Origin of the sequence: Peribacillus sp. FSL E2-0218 (assembly GCF_037992945.1) — a bacterium.
Taxonomy (GTDB): Bacteria; Bacillota; Bacilli; order Bacillales; family DSM-1321; genus Peribacillus; species Peribacillus simplex_B.
In genome coordinates this window covers 5,146,722-5,171,206 of sequence record NZ_CP150304.1, presented here as the reverse complement: position 1 = coordinate 5,171,206, position 24,485 = coordinate 5,146,722, and the positions used below count along the sequence as shown (strand labels likewise).

Genomic DNA, 24,485 nt, shown 5'->3' with positions numbered 1-24,485 from the left:
GGTGATTGGGGCGGGTGTTCGAAACTCCTGCGGAAAAGCGCGTCTACGAGCGGGGGTAAGCGGAACCGCCTCTGAATAAGCGATGAACGGCCGGAAAAAGTGAGTGAACGGCCGAAAAACCTGCGTCGAAGGTCGGAAAAAGTGAGTGAACGGTCGGAAAACCTGCGTCGAAGGTCGGAAAAAGTGAGTGGAAGGCCGAAAAACCTGCACTGCCTGGAGTGGAAATCAACGTCCACATTGTACATGCCTTAAAAAATAGACAAACTCGATTTTCATCAAGTTTGCCTGCAGTCTGAAAGGATCTTCCATGGAAGATCCTTTTTTATTTCCTAAAACCAATGTTAGTGTTCAGTGGCACTACCGCTTCAATCATTTCAGTTGCTTCCAGTCATTTATGTTTCACAATATAAGGAGTGAATCTTGATCTGATCAGTCTATACACGATTCATTAAAGGGTTTTTTCTTGCTTCAATGCCCAAGTGAATGGCGTGATGGCTGGTTTTGCTTGATAAAGATTTTGCGCCTCATCAATTCCTGCGGCAATGGTTTTGGCCATTTTCAGCACAAGATTGAGACGGGTGTTTTGCAGGACCATGAATTCCATGAATCCACTGACATTGACGATTCCCGTGATATGGGCATTACCAACGGAAGGAAGATCTTTATTGACTCCAGCACCGGGTTTCACGGGGCCTTGCCCGATTTGGACGATGCCAACGCTTTTCAGTTTACCTAAGCAAGCATCGATGCCTATGATAAAGGAATCAGTATGAATCTTATTTATCTCGTTCAATTTCTCCTGCAGATTCATTGCATGGATAGGGTCGTCCAGAGTCCCATACACATGGAAAGGAGAAGAGTTGTTTTGCGTTTTCTCGCTTAGCAGAGTGCCGACAAGCGGTCCGAGTGAATCGCCTGTAGAACGGTCCGTGCCGATGCAGACAATGACGATGGGCTGAAGCTTTCCGGTTGGCAGAAGGTTGATCAATTCTTGGGAAATTTGTTTGGATGCATCCGTATCTTCATGAAGGATGCGACTCAATCTATTTTTATTAGTATGAAATAGACTAGAATTCAGATTCATCGACTCAGCTCCTTTATTTTATTCGGTATTACAGTATACGGATAAAAAGGGGAAAATATACGGCATTAATGTTATCGGTGAGGGGATATTTTGTAGAGCCTGCAAACGGGCGAAGGGGAGATGGATAGATGTTTCTTCCATTCTACCAATTGCTTTCTATATATTCTGGTGCTTTATCATCTGGGAAAAAACGTCTAATTCTTTTACCTCTATACCCATAATTTTTTTGTACAGAAACCCTTATTTCTTGTTAAAATAGAGAAAACTTCTTTTAATCATGGTTAGTTTAAGGCAAAAGGGGTACAGGAATACGTCCATAAAAGAAAATCATAGAGAAGAAAAAAAGCTTTGCAGCATTATGCAAGAGGTAGGAGGAAAACATGAGCCGCATGTATGATAACGTTACAAGCGAATTATTGGATGAAAAGATATGGTTGTTGATAGGCGAGGGCATTATTAAAATCTTCCTTGTTCTATTGTTATCGCGTATTATTATTACTATAGGAAAGACCCTTTTAAATAAATTCTTCAAAGCTCGTTCAAGAACTCCGATTCGGGTTTCGGAGCGCAGGGAAGCGACCCTCATAAAGTTGCTGGAAAATATCATTACCTATGTGATCAATTTCATCGCTTTGATGATGATCCTTGAAATTTTTGGACTTCATGTAATGCCATTGCTTGCTGGTGCAGGGGTAATCGGCTTGGCCATCGGGTTTGGTGCCCAAAGTTTGGTCAAGGATATCATTACAGGATTTTTCGTGATTTTTGAAGATCAATTTTCGGTTGGTGATTATATTAAGATCAATACCTATGAGGGAGAAGTCATTGAAATCGGGCTTCGGACAACGAAAATTAAAAGTGATGCAGGCGAATTGCACTTCATTCCTAACGGCAGCATCATACAAGTCACCAACTATTCGATTTTGAACAGCAAGGCGGTCGTTGATGTGACAATCGCCAATGATGGATCGATCGAGCGTGCCGAAAGGGTTCTGATTGAGCTTTTAAACAGCATGGAAGGCAAATACGATGCCCTGGTCAAAGCTCCTGAATTTTTGGGGATCGAAACGATAAATCCTGATGAAGTCGTCCTTCGGGTTACAGCGGAAACCAAGCCATTGCAAAATGTCGAATTCAGCAGGGTTTTGAGAAAAGAAATAAGTGCTGCCCTCGATTTAATTGGGATTAAATCCACTTACAGTGGCAGCGAGTCGTAGAATTAGGGGGCTCAATGGTCATGGAGGAAAAAGAATTTGCGCTGAACGATATCGTGGAAATGAAAAAACCACATCCGTGCGGTGTGAATAAGTGGAAAATCATTCGCCTAGGCATGGATATCCGGATAAAATGTGAAGGCTGCGGCCACAGCGTAATGCTTGCACGACGTGAATTCGCAAAGAAAATGAAAAAAGTTCTGGAAAAGCATGAGAAGTGATCATGCTTTTTTCTTTATGTGAAAGTAGTCCTGCCATCTCAATGATTTACTTGTCTTTTTATGAAGCGAAATCTATAATTGGGAAAGGTTTAGGTAATTGGATGGTGCTTATAGAAGATCAATCCTTTTTCCATATGTACGAACTATCTTGAAGGAGTGAAATATAAATGGCTTTAACAGCTGGTATTGTCGGTTTGCCTAACGTAGGGAAATCCACTTTATTTAATGCAATTACTCAGGCAGGTGCGGAATCTGCGAACTATCCTTTTTGTACGATCGACCCGAACGTCGGGATCGTGGAAGTGCCGGATCACCGTTTGCAAAAATTGACCGATTTGGTCCAACCGAAAAAAACGGTTCCGACAGCATTCGAATTCACCGATATCGCCGGGATTGTAAAAGGGGCAAGTAAAGGTGAGGGTCTTGGCAATAAGTTCCTTTCTCACATCCGTCAAGTTGATGCGATTTGTCAGGTTGTCCGTTGTTTCGCTGATGACAACATTACGCATGTTTCCGGAAAAGTGAATCCGATCGATGATATCGAAGTCATCAATCTTGAATTGATCCTTGCCGATTTGGAATCGGTTGATAAACGTATCGACCGTGTCGGCAAAATGGCCAAGCAAAAAGATAAGGACGCAGTGGCTGAACATGAAATCCTTGTCACTTTGAAAGCGGCATTGGAAGAAGAAAAACCTGCCCGTTCCGTTGAATTTACTGAAGAACAGCTGAAAATCGTCAAGGGCATGCATTTGCTTACGGCGAAGCCGACGCTTTATGTGGCGAACGTAAGCGAAGATGAAGTGGCTAATGCCGATGACAACGAATATGTGCAGCAGGTCCGTGAATATGCAGCGAACGAAAACGCGGAAGTAATCGTGATTTGTGCCAAAATCGAAGAAGAAATTGCCGAGCTTGACGGTGAAGAAAAGGAAATGTTCTTATCTGAACTAGGCATCGAGGAGTCCGGTCTTGACCAATTGATCCGTGCTTCCTATAACTTGCTTGGATTGGCGACATACTTTACCGCTGGTGTCCAGGAAGTGCGTGCTTGGACATTCCGGAAAGGCATGAAGGCCCCTCAATGTGCGGGTGTCATCCATACCGATTTCGAACGAGGCTTCATCCGTGCCGAAGTCGTTTCTTATACCGATTTGCTAGAAGCGGGCAGTCACGGTGCTGCAAAAGAAGCTGGAAAAGTGCGGCTTGAAGGAAAAGAATACATCGTTAACGATGGCGATGTCATCCATTTCCGTTTTAACGTATAAGAATGAAAGCCCCTGCAGCACAATTTGCAGGGGCTTTCATCCATCGTTTTCAATTAATTGTAATAAGTAGAGCCATTCGTTGCAAAGACTCTACAACTATGCTATAATTTCATCTTGTGAGTAATTATAAATAATTGCTCCTTGCCCAATAGGGCCGCTTAGACCAAAAGGAGGTGACAGTGATGAGAAAATACGAAATTATGTATATCATCCGTCCAAACATTGAGGAAGAAGCTAAAAAAGCTTTAGTTGAACGTTTCAACACAATCCTTACTGATAATGGTGCGGAAGTAGAAGCAAAAGAATGGGGTAAACGCCGTCTTGCATATGAAATCAATGATTTCCGTGATGGTTACTACATGCTTCTTAAAGTTAACGCTGAAAGTGCTGCGATCCAAGAATTCGATCGTCTTGCTAAAATCAGTGAAGACATCATTCGCCACATGGCTACTAGAGAAGAAGTTTAATTCGATTAATATAAATTCAAACCTTGTTTCACATGAAACAAGCTTGAAACCTAGGGGTTGATTCTGATGATGAATCGCGTAGTTTTGGTAGGACGCTTAACTAAAGATCCTGAATTACGATATACACCTAATGGAGTACCTGTAGCAACCTTTACTTTAGCTGTGAACCGTAGTTTTACGAATCAGTCAGGTGAACGTGAAGCAGATTTCATTAATTGTGTAGTTTGGCGTAAACCGGCAGAAAATGTAGCTAACTTCTTGAAAAAAGGCAGTTTGGCTGGCGTGGATGGACGTGTCCAAACACGTAATTATGAAGGACAAGACGGCAAACGCGTATATGTGACGGAGATTCTGGCTGAGAGCGTTCAGTTCCTTGAACCACGAAGCAGTTCAGCGGGTGAAAGAAATGAAGGCGGTTCTTACGGTGGGGGTCAAAGAAGTTATGGTAACAATAATAACGGAAATGACAATAATTCGTATGGACAAAATCCTAATCAGAATCAACGGAGCAATAACAACTACACTCGTGTAGATGATGATCCATTTGCAAATGACGGTAAGACCATCGACATTTCAGATGACGATCTTCCGTTTTAAACAGCCGTTTAAAATGAAAATTCAAAATGCAGGGAGGGAAAATGATTATGGCAATGGGTGGACGTAAAGGACGCGGTAAGCGTAAAAAGGTTTGTTATTTCACATCAAACGGTATCACTAAAATTGATTACAAAGATACAGATCTTCTTAAAAAATTCGTCTCAGAACGCGGTAAAATCTTACCACGTCGTGTAACTGGCACAAGCGCTAAATATCAACGTAAATTAACGATTGCTATTAAACGCTCACGTACTATGGCATTACTTCCATACGTATCTGGTGAATAATTAAAATGGGCGCATTGAGGAATCATCCTTAATGCGCCTTTTTTTATAAATCATATCCTTTTCTGAAATCCGCTGAAATTGCGGCTTTTTTATTTTCCAAGGAAATAATATTCATTTCTTGAAAAAAGAATGTCATGTTTGAAATATCCTGGCCGTAACGGATACAATATAAAGATGAGCTTAAGACAATAAAACAGGGGGTGAAAAATAGATGAATAGCGGGAGACGAATTGCGGAGGGTGGAGCCCTTTTGGCACTATATTGCATTTTACTGTTCATCACCATCCATGTCCCGTTAATGGGTACCATCACTCTTTTCTTTTTACCGACTCCTTTCATTTTGTTTGCAATCAAACAAAAGCTTTCTTGGAGCCTGGTTTACTTATTCATCGCTTCGTTGTTGACGCTCCTCATCGGGTCTATACTATCCGTACCATTGACCCTGCTTATGGGTGTTACGGGAATGGTGATCGGCTATTGCTTGAGGAAGGATAAACCGTTGGTAACTGCGTTCATAAGTGCAGTCCTTGTGTTCCTGGGAGGCACAATCTTAATATATGCAGGTTCCGTGTTGATAACGAATGTGAATTACATAGAAAAAGCGTTGGATATGGTTAAGGCATCGGCAGAAAAACCGGTTAACATCATGGGATCTCTTGGGCAGGCACAGAGGGATGAAATCAAAACGCAGATGCATGACTTCATCGATATGTTTTACACGTTGATGCCGAGTTTATTTGTCTTGATGTCCGTCTTGATGGTATTGTTCATTTTCCTCGCTGCACATCCCATTTTGAAGCGATTCAGCGTAAAGGCGTTAAGATGGCCTCATTTTCGAGATCTGCGACTCCCGAAAAGCCTTTTATGGTATTATTTAATTACGATGCTTCTCGCCCTTTTTGTGAATACGGACAAGAACAGCTATGTATATATGGCCATAACGAACTTATTTTTCATCCTGCAGTTCTTCATTTTATTGCAAGGATACTCCCTAATTTTTTATATCGCTCATGTGAAGTCATGGGCCAAGGCCGTGCCCGTTATAATCCTGGTTGTGACCTTGCTGTTTCCGCTTCCGATTATCACGACGGTCATCCGATTTTTAGGTATAATGGATTTAGGCTTTCCTTTTCGGGAGACATTCAGGAAAAAGGGTTAGCTTTTTGTAAAACAGATGCTTTTAGGAGCTGAAACTATGCCATCTTATTTGAAGGAATACTCGATTAAGTCCCCTTTGTATGGGATGCTGGCCGCAGGCGTGTTACTTTTGGGCGTACTGGCTTACTATAATTGGGTCATTGCCCTTATTGGACTGTTGATTCTTGCTGGTTTATTTTATTTAACATTAAGAATGGTCGAAAAAAAACAACGTAAGACCGAAGAGTATATAACTACTTTATCTTACCGATTGAAGAAGGTCGGCGAGGAAGCGTTATTGGAAATGCCGATCGGAATCATGCTCTTTAATGAAGATTATTACATCGAATGGACCAATCCATTCCTGGCCTCCTGTTTTAGCGAGGATTCATTGGCTGGAAGGTCCCTATATGATGTCGCGGACTCGATCGTCCCATTGATCAAACAGGAAATCGAGACAGAAACACTGACGCTCCACGATCGGAAATTCAAAGTGGTCCACAAGCGTGAGGAAAGACTCCTTTACTTCTTTGATGTGACGGAGCAAGTGGAAATCGAGAAACTATATGAAGATGAACGGACGGCCATTGCCATCATCCTCCTCGATAATTATGATGATTTGACTCAGGGCATGGATGATCAGCGTAAAAGCAGCATCAACAGCTTGGTCACTTCACTTCTTGATAAATGGGCAAGGGATAATGGCGTTTTCTTTAAACGGGTATCCTCGGAACGATTCATTGCTATCTTCAATGAACATATTCTGCAGCAATTGGAAAAGGGGAAATTCTCGATCCTGGATGAAATCAGGGAAACGACAGCCAAGCAAAACGTACCACTGACCTTGAGCATAGGTGTCGGCTCCGCCGTATCATCACTGCCGGAACTAGGTTCGCTCGCGCAGTCCAGCCTGGATCTGGCACTTGGACGGGGCGGTGATCAGGTCGCGATCAAGCAGTCGAATGGAAAAGTGAAATTCTATGGCGGGAAGACCAACCCGATGGAAAAACGCACAAGGGTCCGTGCACGCGTGATTTCCCATGCATTGAAGGATATCGTCCTTGATAGCGATAAGGTCATTGTCATGGGCCATAAAAACCCGGATATGGACGCAATCGGTTCAGCAATCGGCATCTTGAAGGTCGCACAGATGAATGAACGGGAAGGGTATATCGTCATTAACACCCAACAGCTGGATAGCAGTGTCCTTCGGTTAATGGAAGAAATCAAGAATAAAGAAGACCTGTATGCCCGGTTCATAACGCCGGATGAAGCGTTTGAAATGATTACGGATGAGACATTGCTTGTCGTGGTCGATACGCATAAACCTTCAATGGTGATTGAAGAGCGGTTATTGAATAGGATCGATAAGGTTGTCGTCATTGACCATCATCGCCGCGGTGAAGAGTTCATCAAGAATTCATTGCTCGTCTATATGGAGCCCTATGCGTCTTCAACAGCTGAGCTTGTGACGGAGCTGCTTGAATATCAGCCGAAGCGCTCGAAGATAGACATGTTGGAAGCGACCTCGCTTCTTGCCGGCATCATCGTCGATACGAAAAGCTTCACATTGAGAACCGGTTCCCGTACCTTTGATGCAGCGTCCTATTTAAGGGCGCATGGGGCCGATACGGTTCTCGTCCAGAAATTCCTGAAGGAAGATGTGGACACATACATTAAACGGTCGAAGCTCATCGAAGAAGTGATCTTTTATAAAAAAGGAATTGCCATTGCCTCGGCTAAAACCGACCAGATCCATAATCAGGTGCTGATTGCCCAGGCTGCCGATACCCTATTGACGATGGACGGTGTCGTTGCTTCCTTCGTCATGGCTAAGCGATCTGATGATACGGTGGGCATCAGTGCACGCTCCCTCGGGGATATCAATGTCCAGGTGATCATGGAAATGCTGAATGGAGGCGGGCACTTGACGAATGCCGCCACTCAGCAGGCATGCTCGATCGAAGAAGCGGAAAGCCGGTTAAAAGCGGCGATAGACGAATATTTAGAAGGGGGACAAAGAGAATGAAGGTAATATTTCTAAAAGATGTTAAAGGTAAAGGGAAAAAAGGGGAAGTTAAAAATGTTGCGGATGGATATGCACATAATTTCCTGATCAAGCAAGGATTGGCCGTTGAAGCAAATAATACAAATGTAAAAACGCTGGAAGCACAGAAGAATAAAGAACAATCGCTCGCTGCCGAAGAGCTTCAGCAAGCTGAAGACCTGAAAGTGCAACTGGAGAAATTGACAGTCGAGTTATCCGCCAAAGCGGGTGAGGGCGGCCGTTTATTCGGTTCGATCACGACGAAGCAAATCGCATCGGAGCTTCAGAAAAAACATGGCATCAAGCTTGATAAACGCAAGATGGAGCTTGCTGACGGCATCCGTTCTTTAGGACATACGAAGCTGCCCGTCAAGCTTCACCCTGAAGTCACGGCGACATTGACTGTGCATGTAAAAGAAATTAACTAATTTTAGCTGTTTCATATCTGTGAAAAATTGATAAAATAGAGTTAGACGAAAAATGTGATTGGGCATGTAGTCCTTTCACTTTTTTCTTTTGGCTAGAAACGTATAAGCTAGCAAAAAAGGTATCCTCTTAGAATGGGAGGTTTTAAGATATGATAGAACAATTTCAAGATAGGATCCCCCCTCAAAATATAGAAGCCGAACAGGCTGTACTGGGAGCCATTTTTCTAGAGCCATCTTCATTGACCGTTACTTCGGAAGTTTTGATTCCGGAGGATTTTTACAGAAGCTCGCATCAAAAGATTTTTAATGTGATGCTTAATTTGAATGACGAAGGCAAAGCGGTCGATTTGATCACGGTGACGGAAGAACTGGCTGCGACAAAAAACCTTGAAGAAGTTGGCGGTGTTTCTTATTTAAGTGAATTGGCCGGGTCGGTCCCTACCGCGGCCAATATTGAATATTATGCCCGCATCGTCGAGGAGAAGTCTTTGCTCCGCCGTTTGATCAGGACAGCGACCAACATCGCCCAGGAAGGCTACAGTCGCGAGGACGAGGTCGAGGAGCTGCTCGGGGAAGCAGAAAAAACGATCATGGAAGTGGCCCAGCGTAAAAATTCCGGGTCTTTCCAAAATATTAAAGATGTATTGGTTGCGACATACGATAACATAGAAATTCTGACCAACCGTAAAGGGGATGTCACGGGAATACCGACAGGGTTTGCTGAACTGGATCGAATGACGGCAGGGTTTCAACGTAATGATCTCATTATAGTGGGCGCCCGTCCCTCTGTAGGTAAAACGGCATTTGCCTTGAATATCGCTCAAAACGTTGCGACCAAAACGGAGGAAAATGTAGCGATTTTCAGTCTTGAAATGGGTGCAGAGCAGCTCGTTATGCGTATGCTCTGTGCCGAAGGAAACATAAACGCCCAGAACCTACGGACAGGTTCCTTGACCGATGAGGATTGGCGCAAGCTTACGATGGCGATGGGAAGCTTGTCGAATGCCGGCATTTATATTGATGATACGCCAGGCGTGAGGATCGGTGAAATTCGCTCAAAATGCCGCCGTCTGAAACAGGAACATGGCCTTGGCATGATCTTGATCGATTACCTGCAGTTAATTCAAGGCGATGGTCGTTCAGGCGACAACCGTCAGCAGGAGGTATCCGAGATTTCACGTTCACTCAAAGCGCTCGCTCGTGAACTTAAAGTGCCAGTCATCGCCCTTTCCCAGCTATCCCGGGGAGTGGAGCAGCGCCAGGATAAGCGCCCGATGATGTCTGATATCCGGGAATCGGGGAGTATCGAGCAAGATGCCGATATCGTCGCATTCTTATACCGTGATGATTATTATGATAAAGAATCCGAGAACAAAAATATCATTGAAATCATCATAGCGAAACAGCGTAATGGCCCGGTAGGAACGGTTTCACTTGCCTTCGTGAAGGAGTACAATAAATTCGTTAACCTCGAACGGCGATTCGATGATGATTCGATGTCGCCCGGGGCATAGGGAACAGCCCGCCATAAAACATGGCGGGCTGTTTTGCGTTTGGTTGCTTGGACCGGAAATTAACCACACCGCGAAAACAACCTTATTTTTAGATGCAGCATGTAATAATGCAATTCGTCTCCTGAAAAAGGAGTGCATTTTGATCATAATAAAAGCGAGTGCAGGGAATAATACGGAGATAATCCAAAACCAATCAGGCCGGGAATGCAGTCGCTTGCCCTTTTTTACGAACAAATTATTTTTAAAAATGTGTAATGTTCGGATTTTGTATTGACTTCACCTTTGGATTATTGATAAAATAGGTTTGTTTGATAAGAACCGGTTATTGATCGGTATTACGGAACCTTTGGAGGTGCTTTATTCAGATGTCATCAGTTGTAGTAGTCGGTACACAATGGGGAGACGAAGGTAAAGGTAAAATAACAGATTTTCTATCCCAGAATGCGGAAGCCATTGCTCGTTATCAAGGCGGGAACAATGCAGGGCATACAATAAAATTTAATGGTGTTACTTATAAACTGCATTTAATTCCGTCAGGGATTTTTTATAGTGATAAAATTTGTGTCATTGGAAATGGTATGGTGGTCGATCCGAAAGCTCTTGTAGAGGAGCTTGCTTATTTGCATAGCCATGGAGTGAGTACGGATAATCTTCGTATTTCGAACCGTGCCCATGTCATTCTTCCTTATCATATCAAATTAGATGAAGTCGAAGAAGATCGTAAAGGCGCCAATAAGATTGGAACGACAAAAAAAGGGATCGGCCCTGCTTATATGGACAAGGCTGCCCGTAACGGAATCCGGATGGCCGACCTTTTGGACCGTGAAATTTTCGAGGAAAAACTATCTCATAATCTTGTCGAAAAAAATCGTATGTTCGAACGTTTTTATGAGACGGAAGGTTTCAAAATCGAAGAAATCTTGGAAGAATACTATGAGTACGGACAGCAAGTGCAGAAATATGTTTGCGATACATCCGTTGTATTGAATGATGCACTTGATGAAGGAAAACGGGTATTATTCGAAGGGGCACAAGGAGTCATGCTTGATATCGATCAAGGAACATATCCATTCGTCACGTCATCCAATCCGGTTGCAGGCGGCGTTACGATCGGTTCTGGCGTAGGTCCTACGAAAATCAACCATGTGGTTGGTGTATGTAAAGCATATACAAGCCGTGTGGGCGATGGTCCTTTCCCGACGGAATTACATGATGAAATCGGTAACCAAATCCGTGAAGTGGGCCGTGAATATGGCACAACTACAGGCAGGCCGCGCCGTGTGGGCTGGTTTGACGCTGTTGTCGTCCGCCATGCACGCCGTGTCAGCGGAATCACCGACCTATCATTGAACTCGATTGACGTGCTATCAGGTCTTGATACGGTCAAAATCTGTGTCGCTTATGAATACAAAGGCGAAGTCATTCATGAAGTGCCAGCCACTTTGAAAGCGACCGGTGAATGTAAGCCAGTTTATGAAGAGCTTCCAGGCTGGTCAGAGGACATCACAGGATGCAAATCACTGGACGAACTTCCAGATAATGCTCGTCACTATGTTGAGCGTGTATCACAATTAGTGGGCATTCCTTTGACGACTTTCTCTGTCGGTCCTGACCGCAACCAAACAAATATCGTGAGAAGCCCTTGGCGTCTAGCGTAATTTTTCTTGAAAATGGAGCTGGCTTTTTGGCCGGCTCTTCTTCATGATTACGAGGGAAAATAATAAATATTATTTTATTTTAAAAAAACTATTGCCTAAACTCTATAATTCGTGATATTATCATAAGCGTCGTCACAATAATACGACGAAGCGAAACACAGTGACATTCATTAGTACGAGCCATTAGCTCAGTTGGTAGAGCATCTGACTTTTAATCAGAGGGTCGAAGGTTCGAATCCTTCATGGCTCACCATTTTTTTTCGGCCCATTGGTCAAGCGGTTAAGACACCGCCCTTTCACGGCGGTAACACGGGTTCGAATCCCGTATGGGTCACTTCTTTATTTCATATCTTTACTGGTCCCGTGGTGTAGCGGTTAACATGCCTGCCTGTCACGCAGGAGATCGCGGGTTCGATTCCCGTCGGGACCGCCATTTTATTTTTTACTTTGAAATGGAATATTTGGCTCAGTAGCTCAGTCGGTAGAGCAAAGGACTGAAAATCCTTGTGTCGGCGGTTCGATTCCGTCCTGAGCCATCCTTATTGAAAACGCCCTTGCTAGAGGGCGTTTTTTTTTGCTATATCATCGTATTATAAATGAAACTTTGTTAATAGATTGTTATCGATTTGTAATATACCAATTCGAACCAATTTATAAAAAAACGGGCCTTCACCCTTAGTGGGCTTATAATCTCCGCTTCTGGTGACTATTCCACCCCCTTCTTTGCAGACATAATCATTGGTACTTGTTGTCACCATTTATACAGTTCTATTACATTATGAAGTCTATTTCTTGTTTTTTTTCTTCTTATGATAGAGTTATGAGTGGAAAAATATTATGAAATCAGTCATGGACACAGGTATTTAAATTGAACTAATAAATCTTAACATACATTTGATTAGTTTCTTAATTGGTGACTGAGCCGTTAAGGAGGACCTTATATGTTTAGCTTAAAGGGGAGAGGAATCACCCTGCTGCTGGTATCCGTCGTATTTATGCTTGCAGTGAATCGGGTGACGGCTGCAGGGCTCTCGGATACTGCAACCATTCACCATGTTTATCTTGACGATGAGTTCGTGGGAAGCGTGACGGATGAAGGTAAGATAGAGCAGATCGTTGCGGATAAGGTAGAGGAAGCACAGGAAGACTATCCTGATTATACATTCGATAAGGAGTCTCAAGTGACGTTTGTTCCTGAAGAGGTATTTGAGGAAGAAGTGAAAGAGGATCAGGCTGTTAAGGAAATATCCGATCGGTTGGATATTAAGGCAAAAGCGTATGAAATCGATATAGATCATCAAACGGTCGCTTATGTCCCATCAAAGGATGATGCGGAGGAAGTGTTGAAAAAGCTCACCTTGCTCTATGTTGATGAAGCGGAATACGAAGCATATGAATCGGCTAAAAATGAGGACGGCAATTCGAGTGAATCGTTAAAGGAACCAGGAAGTAAAATCCTAGACATCGAATTTTCGCGTCCAGTTACGTTTAAAGAGACAATGGCCGATCCAGATGAAATCATGACTGTCGATAAAACCATGGCCGTGCTCAAAGAAGGCAAGAAGGAAAAGGTTATCTATGAGGCTAAGGAAGATGATGACCTGGAGTCGATTGCTGCGAGCCATGATATGGACGCGGGTCAACTATTGGAGCTCAACCAAAGCCAGAATGAAGGCAAGGACCTTAAGGAGGGCGATCGTCTCGTCGTGACGGAGCTTATGCCTTATGTGAACGTAATGGTGGAAAGGGAAGTATATGATGAAGAACGGATTCCTTTTGAAAAGAAGGTTCAGGAGGATGATGAACTGCCCAAGGGAGAGGTCATCATTGAACAAGCGGGCAATGATGGAATCGAGGCCTTCACTTATAACGTTTCCGAAACGAATGGTAAAAAAGTCAGTGAAACGATCGTGGAAAAAGAAATAACGGAAAAGGCGAAAACGGAAATCATCAAAAAAGGCACGAAGGTCATTCCTTCGCAAGGAAGCGGCACATATGCGTGGCCTGCAGACGGGGGCTATATCTCCAGCAAGCAGGGGCAACGATGGGGAAAACTCCATAAGGGAATTGATATCGCCCGTCCATCCACGAGGACGATCACGGCAGCTGATCATGGAATTATTGAATCGGCAGGAAACTCCGGCGGGTATGGAAATAAGATAACGATCAACCACAACAATGGATATAAGACCGTATATGCCCACCTCGATTCAATTGGTGTTAAAGCAGGACAAAAGATTGAAAAGGGTGCGAAAATCGGCATGATGGGTTCAACAGGGAACTCGACCGGCGTCCATCTCCATTTTGAAGTATATAAAAACGGGTCGCTTGTAAATCCGCTAAACTATATAAGTCAGTAATTGATTGAAGTCTTCGAAAAATATTCGAAGGCTTCTTCTGCTTCATACATAGATGAGAATAATAGGAAAAAGGTGATTTAATGCCTATAAAATGATAAAGTATAATAGATACAATTTGCTTTCATTCAGGTGTTCATGCCCCTTTATTGGGTATATATATATAACTTTTGCCGATCGATGCTGCTAGATTGGCGCAGGCAGAAGGAAAAGTGGATAAAAGTCCCGGATAAGGACACGGTTTTTAATAGATTCAGGTTAGTTATTAAAAAGGAGATAAGCATATGGATAAGAAAATTCTGGTAGTGGACGATGAAAAGCCAATTGCTGATATATTGCAATTCAATCTGAAAAAAGAAGGCTATGAAGTTTTTTGTGCTTATGATGGCAATGAGGCCCTCAAAATGGTGGAAGAACGCCAGCCTGATTTGATCTTGCTTGATATCATGCTGCCGCAGCGCGATGGCATGGAGGTTTGCAGGGAAGTAAGGAAGAAGTATGAAACGCCGATCATCATGCTGACTGCCAAGGATTCAGAGATTGATAAAGTCCTGGGCCTGGAGCTTGGTGCAGATGACTACGTGACAAAACCATTTAGCACCCGGGAAATAATCGCACGCGTCAAGGCGAATTTAAGGCGTCAGCAAGCTGTCCCTGTCCCAGATCAAGATGTTAACGAACCGAAGGAAATCACGATAGGAACGCTCACGATCCACCCGGATGCCTATGTTGTATCCAAGCGGGGAGATACGATCGAATTAACTCACCGGGAGTTTGAATTGCTTCATTATTTGGCTAAACATATCGGTCAGGTCATGACAAGGGAGCACTTATTGCAAACTGTTTGGGGCTATGATTACTTTGGTGATGTACGGACCGTCGATGTAACGGTCAGACGTCTTCGTGAGAAGATAGAAGACAACCCAAGCCATCCAGGCTGGATTGTAACTAGAAGAGGGGTCGGTTATTACCTGCGTAACCCTGAACAGGAGTAGTCCTTATGAAAAAGGTTGGTTTTTTTCGCTCGATTCATTTTAAATTTGTTCTGATTTATGTGCTGCTCATCTTCGTGGCGATGCAAATAATCGGGGTATATTTTGTTGGCGAATTGGAAGAGAATCTTGTCGGGAATTTCACGAAATCGATAAAGGGCCATGTTAACCTGCTCACCTATAGCATTGGTGAAGAAATGGAGCAAGAGCGGGGGGAGGAAGATCCGACCCTCGAAGAAGCCATTGATACGATACTGACAGACCGGGATAATTCATCCAATGATATATCTGAGGTCCGTGTGATCGACACCCGCAGCAGAAGGGTAATCGGAACCTCGGACCCCAGTAAGCAGGATATTGTCGGGAAAAAGACAACGGAAGTCCTCATCAAGAATACGCTCATCTATGGGAAAGAGGATAGTGACGTTTTCCGCGATCTTAAAACTGGAAGAAGGCTCTGGGTCCTTTCGACGCCGATTGAGGCAAATGGAGAGGTCATTGGAGCCGTCTATGTCATAGCCGAGATGGAAAATGTGTTTGAGCAGATGGATGAAATCAATAGCATCTTCATGACGGGTACTGCCATTGCCTTGGTCATAACCGCCATTTTGGGGATCCTGCTCGCAAGAACGATCACCCGGCCCATGTCGGATATGAGGAAACAGGCCCTGGTGATGGCAAAAGGGAATTTTTCCAGAAAAGTCAGGGTATATGGCGATGACGAAATTGGTCAGCTTGCCGTCACTTTCAATAATTTGACCAAAAAGCTTCAAGAGTCGCAATCAAGCACGGAAGGAGAGCGGCGCAAGCTATCATCCGTTCTTTCCAATATGACGGACGGCGTTATTTCGACGGACAGACGGGGCCGGGTGAACTTGATTAATGAACCGGCGGCACAGCTTCTGAATATTTCGCGTGACACGGTCATGAACCAGCCGATCATTGAGGTATTGGGTCTTGAAGAAGAATATAAATTTGATGACTTACTGGAAGAACGCGAATCCGTCATCCTTGATTACAGCAAGAAGAATCGCCCGTTCATTTTGAGGGCGAACTTTTCGGTGATCCAAAAGGAAACGGGCTTCGTGAATGGTTTGATTACTGTTTTGCATGACATTACGGAGCAGGAAAAAATCGAGGGTGAACGCAGGGAATTCGTTGCCAACGTGTCCCATGAGCTGCGGACCCCGCTTACGACCATGAGGAGTTACCTGGAGGCATTGGCTGAAGGGGCATGGAAGGATGAGGAAATCGCTCCATCCTTCCTAAGTGTGACCCAAAATGAAACGGAGCGAATGATCCGGCTTGTCAATGACCTGCTGCAGCTTTCGAAAATGGACAGCAAGGATTACAGGCTTAAAACGGGCTGGGTCAATTTCAATAAATTCTATGACCATATCATCGATCGATTTGAAATGACGAAAAATGATGATATAACGTTTAAGCGCGATTTGCCTAAAGAAGCTTATTTCGTCGATATCGATGAGGATAAGATTACCCAGGTTCTTTATAATGTTATCTCCAACTCGTTAAAGTACTCACCTGAAGGCGGTCAAGTGACCTTCCGGGCCAGGGCTTCCGAAGGCTTCATCGTTGTAAGCATTACAGATCAAGGAGTGGGAATCCCCAAAAACGTCATTGATAAAATATTCGACCGGTTTTACCGTGTCGATAAAGCAAGGGCGCGGAACTTAGGCGGAACCGGCCTTGGCTTAGCGATCGCAAAAGAAATGGTCGTGGCGCATGGCGGGAAAATTTGGGCGGAAAGTGTGGATGGAAAAGGAACTACGGTATTCTTTACACTTCCTTACGAACAGGAAGAAGAGGATGATTGGTCATGAATTTTGAACGTGCAAAAAGCATAATACTGATTATATTGGTGGGGACGAGCATTTTCTTGACCTGGAGCATCTGGACGTATGAGCCTGAATATGATCAATTGAGTCAATCGTCGGATTATATAAAGATAAAAAGCGATGTCGAGATCGTCAGTGATGTCATTAAACCGGTCAGTATCCTTTTTCATGGCAATGGGCAGCATTTCCAGACCTCCGACCCAATTGAAATAGGCAAGATGGAAAAGGAATATACGCAATGGAGCTTTAAGGGTGTCAAAGAGATATCGGTAAAAAGGCTGCAAAGGAAATTCGATGACTTCGTCCATGAAGACGGATCGATTGAAATTCAATTTTCCGATGATGTCCCGATTTCCATCTATAAAACGTTATTGAACATTACCGATAAGGAAGTCCCTACTTTTTCCTTTGACCGGATTATCATAAAGCAAAGGGATATCGGTCAAAATCAGTCTGCCGTTTATTTTGTTTCATATGGTCAAGAGAAAATCTATCAAGGCATGGTGGATTCAAAAAAAATACAAGGTTTCATGAATAGGTATTATACGGGTTCTTACAATAAGCACCCTGAATACACAGCAGAAGTGATAAACAGTAAAAAGACGCTGTTCGTACCGGAAAAACCGGTGGAGATTAAAAGCTTTCAGTATTATATCGATAATTTGGATATAGCAAATCTGAAGAATGCATTATTTAATTTTCCTAAGTATGTGCGCCAGGAATCGGTTTCGGTCGGCGATGAATACACGGATGGAACAAGGCTGATGACGATCAACAAGGAAAATTACCTGATTTCTTATATCAATCCGGGACAAAAGAACAAGTTTGTTGGCAGTTCGAGTGATCTTCTGCAAAAAAGCATAGATTTCATCAATGATCATGCTGGCTGGGAGGATAACAACTACCGCTACGCCTATATGTCGGAGACTGAGCAACGGGTGGTTTTCCGGTTATTCGTAAACGGTTATCCTGCCTTCAATGAATATGGAATGACTGAAATCGAACAAATCTGGGGCAAGGAAGAGATTTATAGCTATGAACGTCCATACTTTTCACTTGCCTCGGTTCTCCCATCAGAAGGATCATTGAAGACGTTAGCAAGCGGCAGGGAAGTATTGAATCAGTTGAAATCAAAGGATAATATCGATTTCAAGAACGTGGAGGACATCACGATCGGGTATAAACTGAATAAATCCCTTGATTCCAAGCTTGTCACCTTAGTCACCCTTGAACCGACTTGGTATTATCGGATCGGCAATAAATGGTTCATTGTGCCTTTTGAAGGAGATGCGGGAGGCGATCAAAGTGGATTGGAATAATACAAAGTCAATATTCATCATGGTTTTCTTCGTTTTGAATATTTTTCTTCTTTATCAATTCCTTGAAAAAATCAATGACTACCAATATGAAAATTTCGCGGAATCCTCAACCGAAGAGCTTTTGAAGGAAGATGATATTTCAATAGAAGTCCCTCTTCCGAAACAAAAGCTGAAGGACCAATTCCTGACTGCGAAAAGCAAGACGTTCGAGAAGAAAGATATCCAGTATTTGAAAAATCAAAAAGCGAAGATCATAGATGATAAGAAGCTGGTCGGCACTTTCAAAACGCCAGTGGTCATGAAGACGGACATTCATGAGGCAGACCTTGATGTATTCCTGAAGGACTATATACTGAATGGCAGTGAGTACCGCTTTTGGAGTTATGACAAGACCACCCAGACGATCATCTGCTATCAAGTGGCAGATAATAAGATGTTTTTTAATAACAGTATGGGGAAGGTCACTTTATATTTGAATAAAAAAGGTGAAATCGTCTCCTATGAGCAGATGTATTTAGAGAAACTTGAAAAATTCAATAAACCTAAAGAATTAGTGACTCCCATGAAAGCCATTAGAGCTTTATACGATAATCGTGATATTGTACCAAAAAGCAAGGTTACGAATGTGAAACTGGGTTTTTATAATTCGCTGCAAACGACATCCATGTCCCATTTACTTGTACCGACTTGGTGGATCGTCCTTGATAACGAAACGGATCTCTTCGTGAATGCATTTGATGGAGAGGTCATTGAATTAAATACTGAAGAAAAAATACTGGAGTGAGTATAGATGACTATGCATTTTAGTGTTCTCGCCAGCGGGAGTACGGGAAATGCCTTTTTCGTGGAAACGGAGGATCAATCCTTCCTTGTCGATGCCGGATTGAGCGGCAAGGCGATGGAAGCATTGTTCCAGGATATAGGCCGTGATATGTCGAAATTATCCGGAATCCTTGTTACCCATGAACATAGTGACCACATAAAGGGACTGGGCGTGGTCGCGAGAAAACATAAGCTTCCGATATATGCGAATGCAAAGACATGGAATGCCATGGAACGCTCGATCGGAGAAATTGCTACCGAGCAAAAATTCACATTTGAAATGGAACAAATCAAAACGTTCGGCAGTCTTGATATCGAGTCATTCGGTGTTTCGCATGATGCTGCCGAGCCGATGTTTTATGTCTTCCATCATGAAGATAAGAAGCTGGTGGTCATCACTGATACAGGTTATGTAAGCGATCGGATGAAAGGGATCATATCGAATGCCGATGCCTATGTATTCGAAAGCAACCACGATGTTTCGATGCTGAGGATGGGTAAATACCCATGGAGCATCAAGCGCCGCATTTTAAGTGATGTTGGACATGTCTGCAATGAAGATGCCGCTCTTGCGATGAGTGAAGTGGCCGGTGATAAGACGAAACGTATATACCTGGCCCACTTAAGCCTTGATAACAATATGAAGGATTTAGCAAGAATGTCGGTGGAACAGACCTTGAAGACAAAGGGGATAATCGTCGGGGAGCAATTTTCCTTATACGACACTGACCCGAAAAGACCAACGGAACTCGTTACGTTATAAATGATATGGGATGGATAAGGGAAACCTTGTTCATTCCTTTTTTATTGGTAAAAATTCCTTTCGAAAGGTTACAAACTGGTTTAATTGGGGTATCGTTTGGTTACAACTGTATAAGTATAGGTAAAACGGCGTACTTCAGACAATGGATCTCCCTTTTGAATTACAGGTACATTTTTTTAGAAAAAATCCGGTAATTGAGTATAATTGAGGAAGGATACCAAACAATAGAATGGCTATTATTACTTTCCTAAAATGAGAGGATGAAGCGGTCTTGGGTTATTATGATGATCATGATGAGAACCGAAATAAACGGAAAAAGGGCCATGCCAGCTATTTTCTAACTGGCTTGGGCGGCGCCATCGTTGGTGCTTTACTTATTTTATTAGTATTTCCGGGAAGCGGATTGCTTAATTCCGGGAATAACGAAACATCAACGCAGAAATCAACCAGTAATCAGCCTTTGAAGCAATCGCAGCAAAGCCTTGCTGTAGATGTAACTAGTGCCGTCACAGATGCCGTCGATAAGGCAAGTGATGCAGTGGTAGGCATCACCAACATCCAGGAAACGAACTTCTGGGGACAAGGGAGCAATGCTGAGGACAGTTCGGCAGAAGCAGGAACAGGCTCAGGTGTCGTTTATAAAAAGGCTGACGGAAAAGCCTATATCGTTACGAATAATCATGTTATTGAAGGGGCCAATGAACTGGAAGTCACATTAAGTGACGGCACCAAATTGCCTGCAAAGCTGCAAGGAAGCGACCCGTGGACAGATTTAGCGGTCATTGTCGTGAATAGTGACAAGATCAAAACGATTGCAGAGTTCGGAAAATCGGCAAAATTGAAGCCAGGTGAGCCAGTGATCGCGATTGGTAACCCTCTGGGCCTCCAATTCTCCGGATCGATTACACAGGGAATCATCTCCGGCTTGGAGCGAACGATAGAGGTCGATATCAATGAGGACGGACAAGTGGATTGGAACGCGGAGGTCATCCAGACCGATGCAGCCATCAACCCAGGCAACAGCGGGGGGGCCCTCGTAAATATGTCGGGGCAGGTCATCGGGATCAATTCGATGAAGATAGCAGAAAATGCAGTGGAGGGGATCGGACTCTCCATCCCGATCGATTCGGTCATTCCAATCATCAACGATATCGAGGAGTTTGGCGAAGTGAAACGTGCCTTCTTAGGTGTGAATTTGGCATCCGTAGAAGAAATTTCAAAATACCATCAGCAGAATACATTAAAACTGCCAAAGAAAGTGACGGCAGGTGTTGCCATAACGGGCGTTCAAAGCAACTCCCCGGCATCAAAAGCAGGATTGAAGGAGTTTGACGTCATCGTTGGAATGGATAATGAGGAAATCCATGATGTCGTGGAACTAAGGAAATACCTCTATAATGATAAGAAAATCGGCGATAAGGTTAAAATCATTTATTACCGTGATGGGAAGAAAGAATCGACTGAAGTCACACTTTCAAACAGCGAAATATAAAACGTGGGAGGACAGGGGGCAGCGATGCTTCCTGTCCTTTATATTCGCTTGCGCTTTTTTTATTTTTTGTTACGATTACCTGTGGATATATGTCGATGTTAAAGATGCCGCGCACCTTGTGGATAATTGGTTTTTGTAAAAAGGAAAAGGAAAGGGGGAAGGAAGGATGGAATTATATTGCTGTCAGGAACACGTGGAAATGGCGTTGGATGAAGTGGTGTACGAATGTGAAACCTATCCGGTTTTAACGCAAGTGTCGGAAGAAAAACAGTTATCAACAACCTGTGAATATTGTCGAAACGTGGCAATATATCTAGTAGGGAACTAATATTCCCATACAAGATGTGGATAGAAAATGTGGATATGTGGATAACTTTTGTGGATAAGATGTTTGTAACCTGTTCTTAACATTTCTTGACGTTTCATTTCATCAAGGCTGGGGATAAGATTGGGTGCAGGAATCGTGAACATATCTTCGGAAAATCCATTTGGAGGGGAACGAACAAGTTAGCCATACGCTTTTTTCTCGCTGAATCATGGATTGCCGCTGATGCCTCTAGGTCAGCGGTTTTTTTGTGGGAAAAGTGATGCTGATGGACGGGGATGAACCATCCTTGCAATTGGAAGTGATTTGCTTGTTTTGCTTATAGGCATCCGTAAGGTATGATAATAGGTAGGCAAATCCTAGAACTGATACGAAAACATAAGGAAAGTTAGAGGATATATATGAAAATAACGATCATGACGGTAGGCAAGCTAAAAGAAAAATACTTAAAGCAAGGCATTGCTGAATATGCAAAAAGGTTAAGCGCCTATGCTAATATAGAACTTATTGAAGTACCGGATGAAAAAGCACCAGAGAACTTGAGTGCCGCGGACATGGAGATCGTAAAGCAAAAAGAGGGTGAACGCATCCTGGCCAAAATCAGCCCTGACACCTATGTCATAACACTTGAGATCAATGGTAAGCAGCTTACGTCCGAGCAGCTGGCCACACATATCGACCAGCTGGCCACTTATGGGAAGAGCAAGATAGCCTTTATCATTGGCGGGTCGCTCGGTCTCGGGTCCGAGGTGATAGCAAGAAGTGATTATGCACTATCCTTCTCTAAAATGACCTTTCCGCATCAATTGATGAAATTGGTTTTATTGGAGCAAATATATCGGGCCTTTCGGATAAATAGAAATGAACCGTATCATAAATGAACCGATTTTTAGAGGGAACACGTGTAAGGATAAAGGATTGAACGACTAAATTTTAATGTAATGAAAAGAGGGTAACGAATGAAGAAAGATTCCATTTATGGTTTAACATTCGAGCAATTATCAGCATGGCTTTTGGACCATGGCCATAGGAAATTCAGGGCACAGCAAGTCTGGGAGTGGCTTTATCGGACACGTGTGACGAGTTTTTCTGAAATGACGGATGTTAATCAAGACTGTATCCAATTGCTGGAGGAGCATTTTTCGATCCAGACCTTAACTGTTCACGTTAAGCAGGAGGCAGCTGACGGCACGATCAAATTCCTGTTTAAATTGCAGGATGGCAACCTTATCGAAACCGTTATGATGAGACATAAATACGGGATTTCTGTTTGTGTCACCACCCAGGTCGGCTGCAATATCGGCTGCAGTTTCTGTGCAAGTGGTTTATTGGCGAAAAGCCGCGATTTATCCAGCGGGGAAATCGTTGAACAAATCATGAACGTTCAACTGCATCTGGATACACTGGAGCAAAAGGATCTCGTCAGCCATGTCGTGGTGATGGGGATTGGCGAGCCATTTGATAACTTTGAAAACATGGTCGACTTTTTGAGGGTGCTCATGGATCATAAGGGTCTTGCCATCGCTGGCAGGCGCATTACCGTTTCGACGAGCGGCCTTGCCAAAAAGATTTATGAATTCACAGATCTGCAATTACAGGTGAATCTAGCTATCTCCCTGCATGCACCTAATAACGATCTGAGGACGCGAATCATGAAAATCAACAGGGCGATCCCGATTGAAAAATTAATGAAATCACTTGATTATTATTTGGAAAAAACGAATCGGAGAATTACGATTGAATATATCCTATTGAAGGATGTCAATGATCATCAAGAAGAAGCCGAGCAGCTTGCCAATCTTCTGGAGGATAAAAAACATCGCCTCTATGTCAACCTGATTCCATATAATCCTGTAGATGAGCATAGCCAATATCAAAGAAGTGAAAAAGAGTCCGTTCTCGCCTTCTATGATACGTTGAAAAAGAGGGGCGTCAATTGTAAAATCCGTCAAGAGCATGGAACGGATATCGATGCGGCCTGCGGACAGCTACGAAGCAAGCAAATCAAGAAAGCAGAAGCACAATGATTAGTTTGAACTTGAAAACAAAGAGGCTGCTTCAATAGCGGCCTCTTTGCCATGATGTTATTTCGCTATTTCCTTTACTGAGGCAACTTCATACGTAGTAAGCTCGCTGCCTATGATCGGCGATTCTTTTTTAGCGGAATCGGAACTTGCTTCTGGCCGTTTATGTGCAGCTTTAAATGCATCACTATTTCTCCAAGCAGTGAAGTTATCGAGGTTCTCCCAGTACATATTAACACTCAGTTCATCATGATCCGTCAGGTTCTGCGTCAATAATACTTCCACCTTCACAAAACCTTCCATCGCATCAAGCGGACCTGGTGCAGTAAATCCTGGCGCCATCACTGCCCCCATCCCTTTTTTGACTCTGATTCTATTCGTCACGATTATCATAAATCAGCTCTCCTTTTGGATAACAGTAATTCAATCCACACCCTTTGGACATACATATTTTAGCATGTTGAAAAGCAGCCGGTCCATTTTGATTCATCACAATCGTTTTCCTCTATCGTCCATTTTGAAGAATTCATTATTTTGAAATAAGAAAGGGAATTTGATTATTGCAACGTTTATCGTTCCATATCGCGTATAATAGTAATTTGAATAAGAAAAT

General features: G+C 43.2%; 23 protein-coding genes and 4 tRNA genes. 25 read left to right on the top strand and 2 right to left on the bottom strand.

What is annotated here, in order from left to right; genetic code table 11:
* Positions 1-448: 448 nt before the first annotated feature.
* On the bottom strand, positions 449-1,084 hold the full coding sequence (gene yyaC / locus MHI53_RS25010) for a spore protease YyaC (RefSeq protein ID WP_061141440.1): 636 nt from the start codon (positions 1,082-1,084) through the stop codon (positions 449-451).
* Between the two features lie 380 nt (positions 1,085-1,464).
* On the opposite strand from yyaC, the gene MHI53_RS25005 reads away from it, so the two are divergent.
* From MHI53_RS25005 to rlmN, 25 genes are all read left to right on the top strand, one after another.
* Entirely contained in the window at positions 1,465-2,301 is an 837-nt protein-coding gene (locus MHI53_RS25005; RefSeq protein WP_061141439.1) for a mechanosensitive ion channel family protein, read from the top strand.
* A 20-nt stretch (positions 2,302-2,321) separates the two neighbouring features.
* Positions 2,322-2,519, top strand: a complete 198-nt coding sequence (locus MHI53_RS25000) for a DUF951 domain-containing protein (RefSeq protein ID WP_057914158.1) — start codon at positions 2,322-2,324, stop codon at positions 2,517-2,519.
* 167 nt (positions 2,520-2,686) lie between these two features.
* Complete coding sequence (gene ychF / locus MHI53_RS24995; RefSeq protein WP_100530567.1) at positions 2,687-3,787, top strand: redox-regulated ATPase YchF; 1,101 nt, start codon at positions 2,687-2,689, stop codon at positions 3,785-3,787.
* 182 nt (positions 3,788-3,969) lie between these two features.
* Positions 3,970-4,254 (top strand): 30S ribosomal protein S6, encoded by a 285-nt coding sequence (rpsF, locus tag MHI53_RS24990; RefSeq protein WP_061141437.1) that lies wholly within the window; start codon positions 3,970-3,972, stop codon positions 4,252-4,254.
* Between the two features lie 66 nt (positions 4,255-4,320).
* Complete coding sequence (gene ssb / locus MHI53_RS24985; RefSeq protein ID WP_061141436.1) at positions 4,321-4,851, top strand: single-stranded DNA-binding protein; 531 nt, start codon at positions 4,321-4,323, stop codon at positions 4,849-4,851.
* 47 nt (positions 4,852-4,898) lie between these two features.
* Positions 4,899-5,138 (top strand): 30S ribosomal protein S18, encoded by a 240-nt coding sequence (gene rpsR, locus MHI53_RS24980; RefSeq protein WP_053348323.1) that lies wholly within the window; start codon positions 4,899-4,901, stop codon positions 5,136-5,138.
* A 211-nt stretch (positions 5,139-5,349) separates the two neighbouring features.
* Entirely contained in the window at positions 5,350-6,297 is a 948-nt protein-coding gene (locus MHI53_RS24975) for a YybS family protein (protein ID WP_340372547.1), read from the top strand.
* Positions 6,298-6,333: 36 nt separating this feature from the next.
* Positions 6,334-8,304 (top strand): DHH family phosphoesterase, encoded by a 1,971-nt coding sequence (locus MHI53_RS24970; RefSeq protein WP_061141434.1) that lies wholly within the window; start codon positions 6,334-6,336, stop codon positions 8,302-8,304.
* Positions 8,301-8,750, top strand: a complete 450-nt coding sequence (gene rplI, locus MHI53_RS24965; protein WP_100531213.1) for a 50S ribosomal protein L9 — start codon at positions 8,301-8,303, stop codon at positions 8,748-8,750. Before MHI53_RS24970 ends, rplI begins: the two co-directional genes overlap by 4 nt.
* Positions 8,751-8,899: 149 nt before the next feature.
* Positions 8,900-10,264, top strand: a complete 1,365-nt coding sequence (gene dnaB / locus MHI53_RS24960; protein WP_061141432.1) for a replicative DNA helicase — start codon at positions 8,900-8,902, stop codon at positions 10,262-10,264.
* A 365-nt stretch (positions 10,265-10,629) separates the two neighbouring features.
* The gene (locus MHI53_RS24955; protein WP_061141431.1) at positions 10,630-11,922 is read left to right on the top strand and encodes an adenylosuccinate synthase; all 1,293 of its coding nucleotides are present in this window, start codon (positions 10,630-10,632) and stop codon (positions 11,920-11,922) included.
* 177 nt (positions 11,923-12,099) lie between these two features.
* Positions 12,100-12,175 (top strand) — tRNA-Lys (locus MHI53_RS24950).
* A 9-nt stretch (positions 12,176-12,184) separates the two neighbouring features.
* Positions 12,185-12,256: transfer RNA gene (locus tag MHI53_RS24945), tRNA-Glu, on the top strand.
* A gap of 23 nt (positions 12,257-12,279) precedes the next feature.
* Positions 12,280-12,355, top strand: a tRNA-Asp gene (locus tag MHI53_RS24940).
* 30 nt (positions 12,356-12,385) lie between these two features.
* Positions 12,386-12,458: transfer RNA gene (locus MHI53_RS24935), tRNA-Phe, on the top strand.
* Positions 12,459-12,863: 405 nt separating this feature from the next.
* Positions 12,864-14,282 carry a M23 family metallopeptidase gene (locus tag MHI53_RS24930; protein WP_340372546.1) on the top strand — a complete coding sequence of 473 codons (1,419 nt, stop codon included), beginning with the start codon at positions 12,864-12,866 and terminating at the stop codon, positions 14,280-14,282.
* A 281-nt stretch (positions 14,283-14,563) separates the two neighbouring features.
* Positions 14,564-15,274 (top strand): response regulator YycF, encoded by a 711-nt coding sequence (gene yycF / locus MHI53_RS24925; protein ID WP_061141429.1) that lies wholly within the window; start codon positions 14,564-14,566, stop codon positions 15,272-15,274.
* Positions 15,275-15,279: 5 nt separating this feature from the next.
* Positions 15,280-17,112, top strand: coding sequence for a cell wall metabolism sensor histidine kinase WalK (gene walK, locus MHI53_RS24920; protein WP_061141428.1), 1,833 nt, complete (start codon positions 15,280-15,282; stop codon positions 17,110-17,112).
* Positions 17,109-18,446 (top strand): two-component system activity regulator YycH, encoded by a 1,338-nt coding sequence (gene yycH / locus MHI53_RS24915; protein WP_061141427.1) that lies wholly within the window; start codon positions 17,109-17,111, stop codon positions 18,444-18,446. Before walK ends, yycH begins: the two co-directional genes overlap by 4 nt.
* Positions 18,433-19,230: a two-component system regulatory protein YycI gene (yycI, locus tag MHI53_RS24910; protein WP_061141426.1), complete on the top strand. Its 798-nt coding sequence runs from the start codon at positions 18,433-18,435 to the stop codon at positions 19,228-19,230. The genes yycH and yycI overlap by 14 nt, the downstream gene beginning before the upstream one ends.
* A gap of 6 nt (positions 19,231-19,236) precedes the next feature.
* Entirely contained in the window at positions 19,237-20,031 is a 795-nt protein-coding gene (locus tag MHI53_RS24905; RefSeq protein ID WP_061141425.1) for an MBL fold metallo-hydrolase, read from the top strand.
* Positions 20,032-20,302: 271 nt separating this feature from the next.
* Positions 20,303-21,523: a trypsin-like peptidase domain-containing protein gene (locus MHI53_RS24900; RefSeq protein ID WP_061141424.1), complete on the top strand. Its 1,221-nt coding sequence runs from the start codon at positions 20,303-20,305 to the stop codon at positions 21,521-21,523.
* A 166-nt stretch (positions 21,524-21,689) separates the two neighbouring features.
* Positions 21,690-21,851: a CxxH/CxxC protein gene (locus MHI53_RS24895; protein ID WP_081092338.1), complete on the top strand. Its 162-nt coding sequence runs from the start codon at positions 21,690-21,692 to the stop codon at positions 21,849-21,851.
* Between the two features lie 398 nt (positions 21,852-22,249).
* Positions 22,250-22,729: a 23S rRNA (pseudouridine(1915)-N(3))-methyltransferase RlmH gene (gene rlmH / locus MHI53_RS24890; protein ID WP_061141423.1), complete on the top strand. Its 480-nt coding sequence runs from the start codon at positions 22,250-22,252 to the stop codon at positions 22,727-22,729.
* 78 nt (positions 22,730-22,807) lie between these two features.
* Complete coding sequence (rlmN, locus tag MHI53_RS24885) at positions 22,808-23,875, top strand: 23S rRNA (adenine(2503)-C(2))-methyltransferase RlmN (RefSeq protein WP_340372545.1); 1,068 nt, start codon at positions 22,808-22,810, stop codon at positions 23,873-23,875.
* 57 nt (positions 23,876-23,932) lie between these two features.
* Here the strand turns inward: rlmN and MHI53_RS24880 are convergent, their stop codons facing one another.
* A complete protein-coding gene (locus tag MHI53_RS24880) occupies positions 23,933-24,265 on the bottom strand; it encodes a heme oxygenase (RefSeq protein ID WP_061141421.1) in 333 nt (110 codons plus the stop codon).
* Positions 24,266-24,485: the final 220 nt, after the last annotated feature.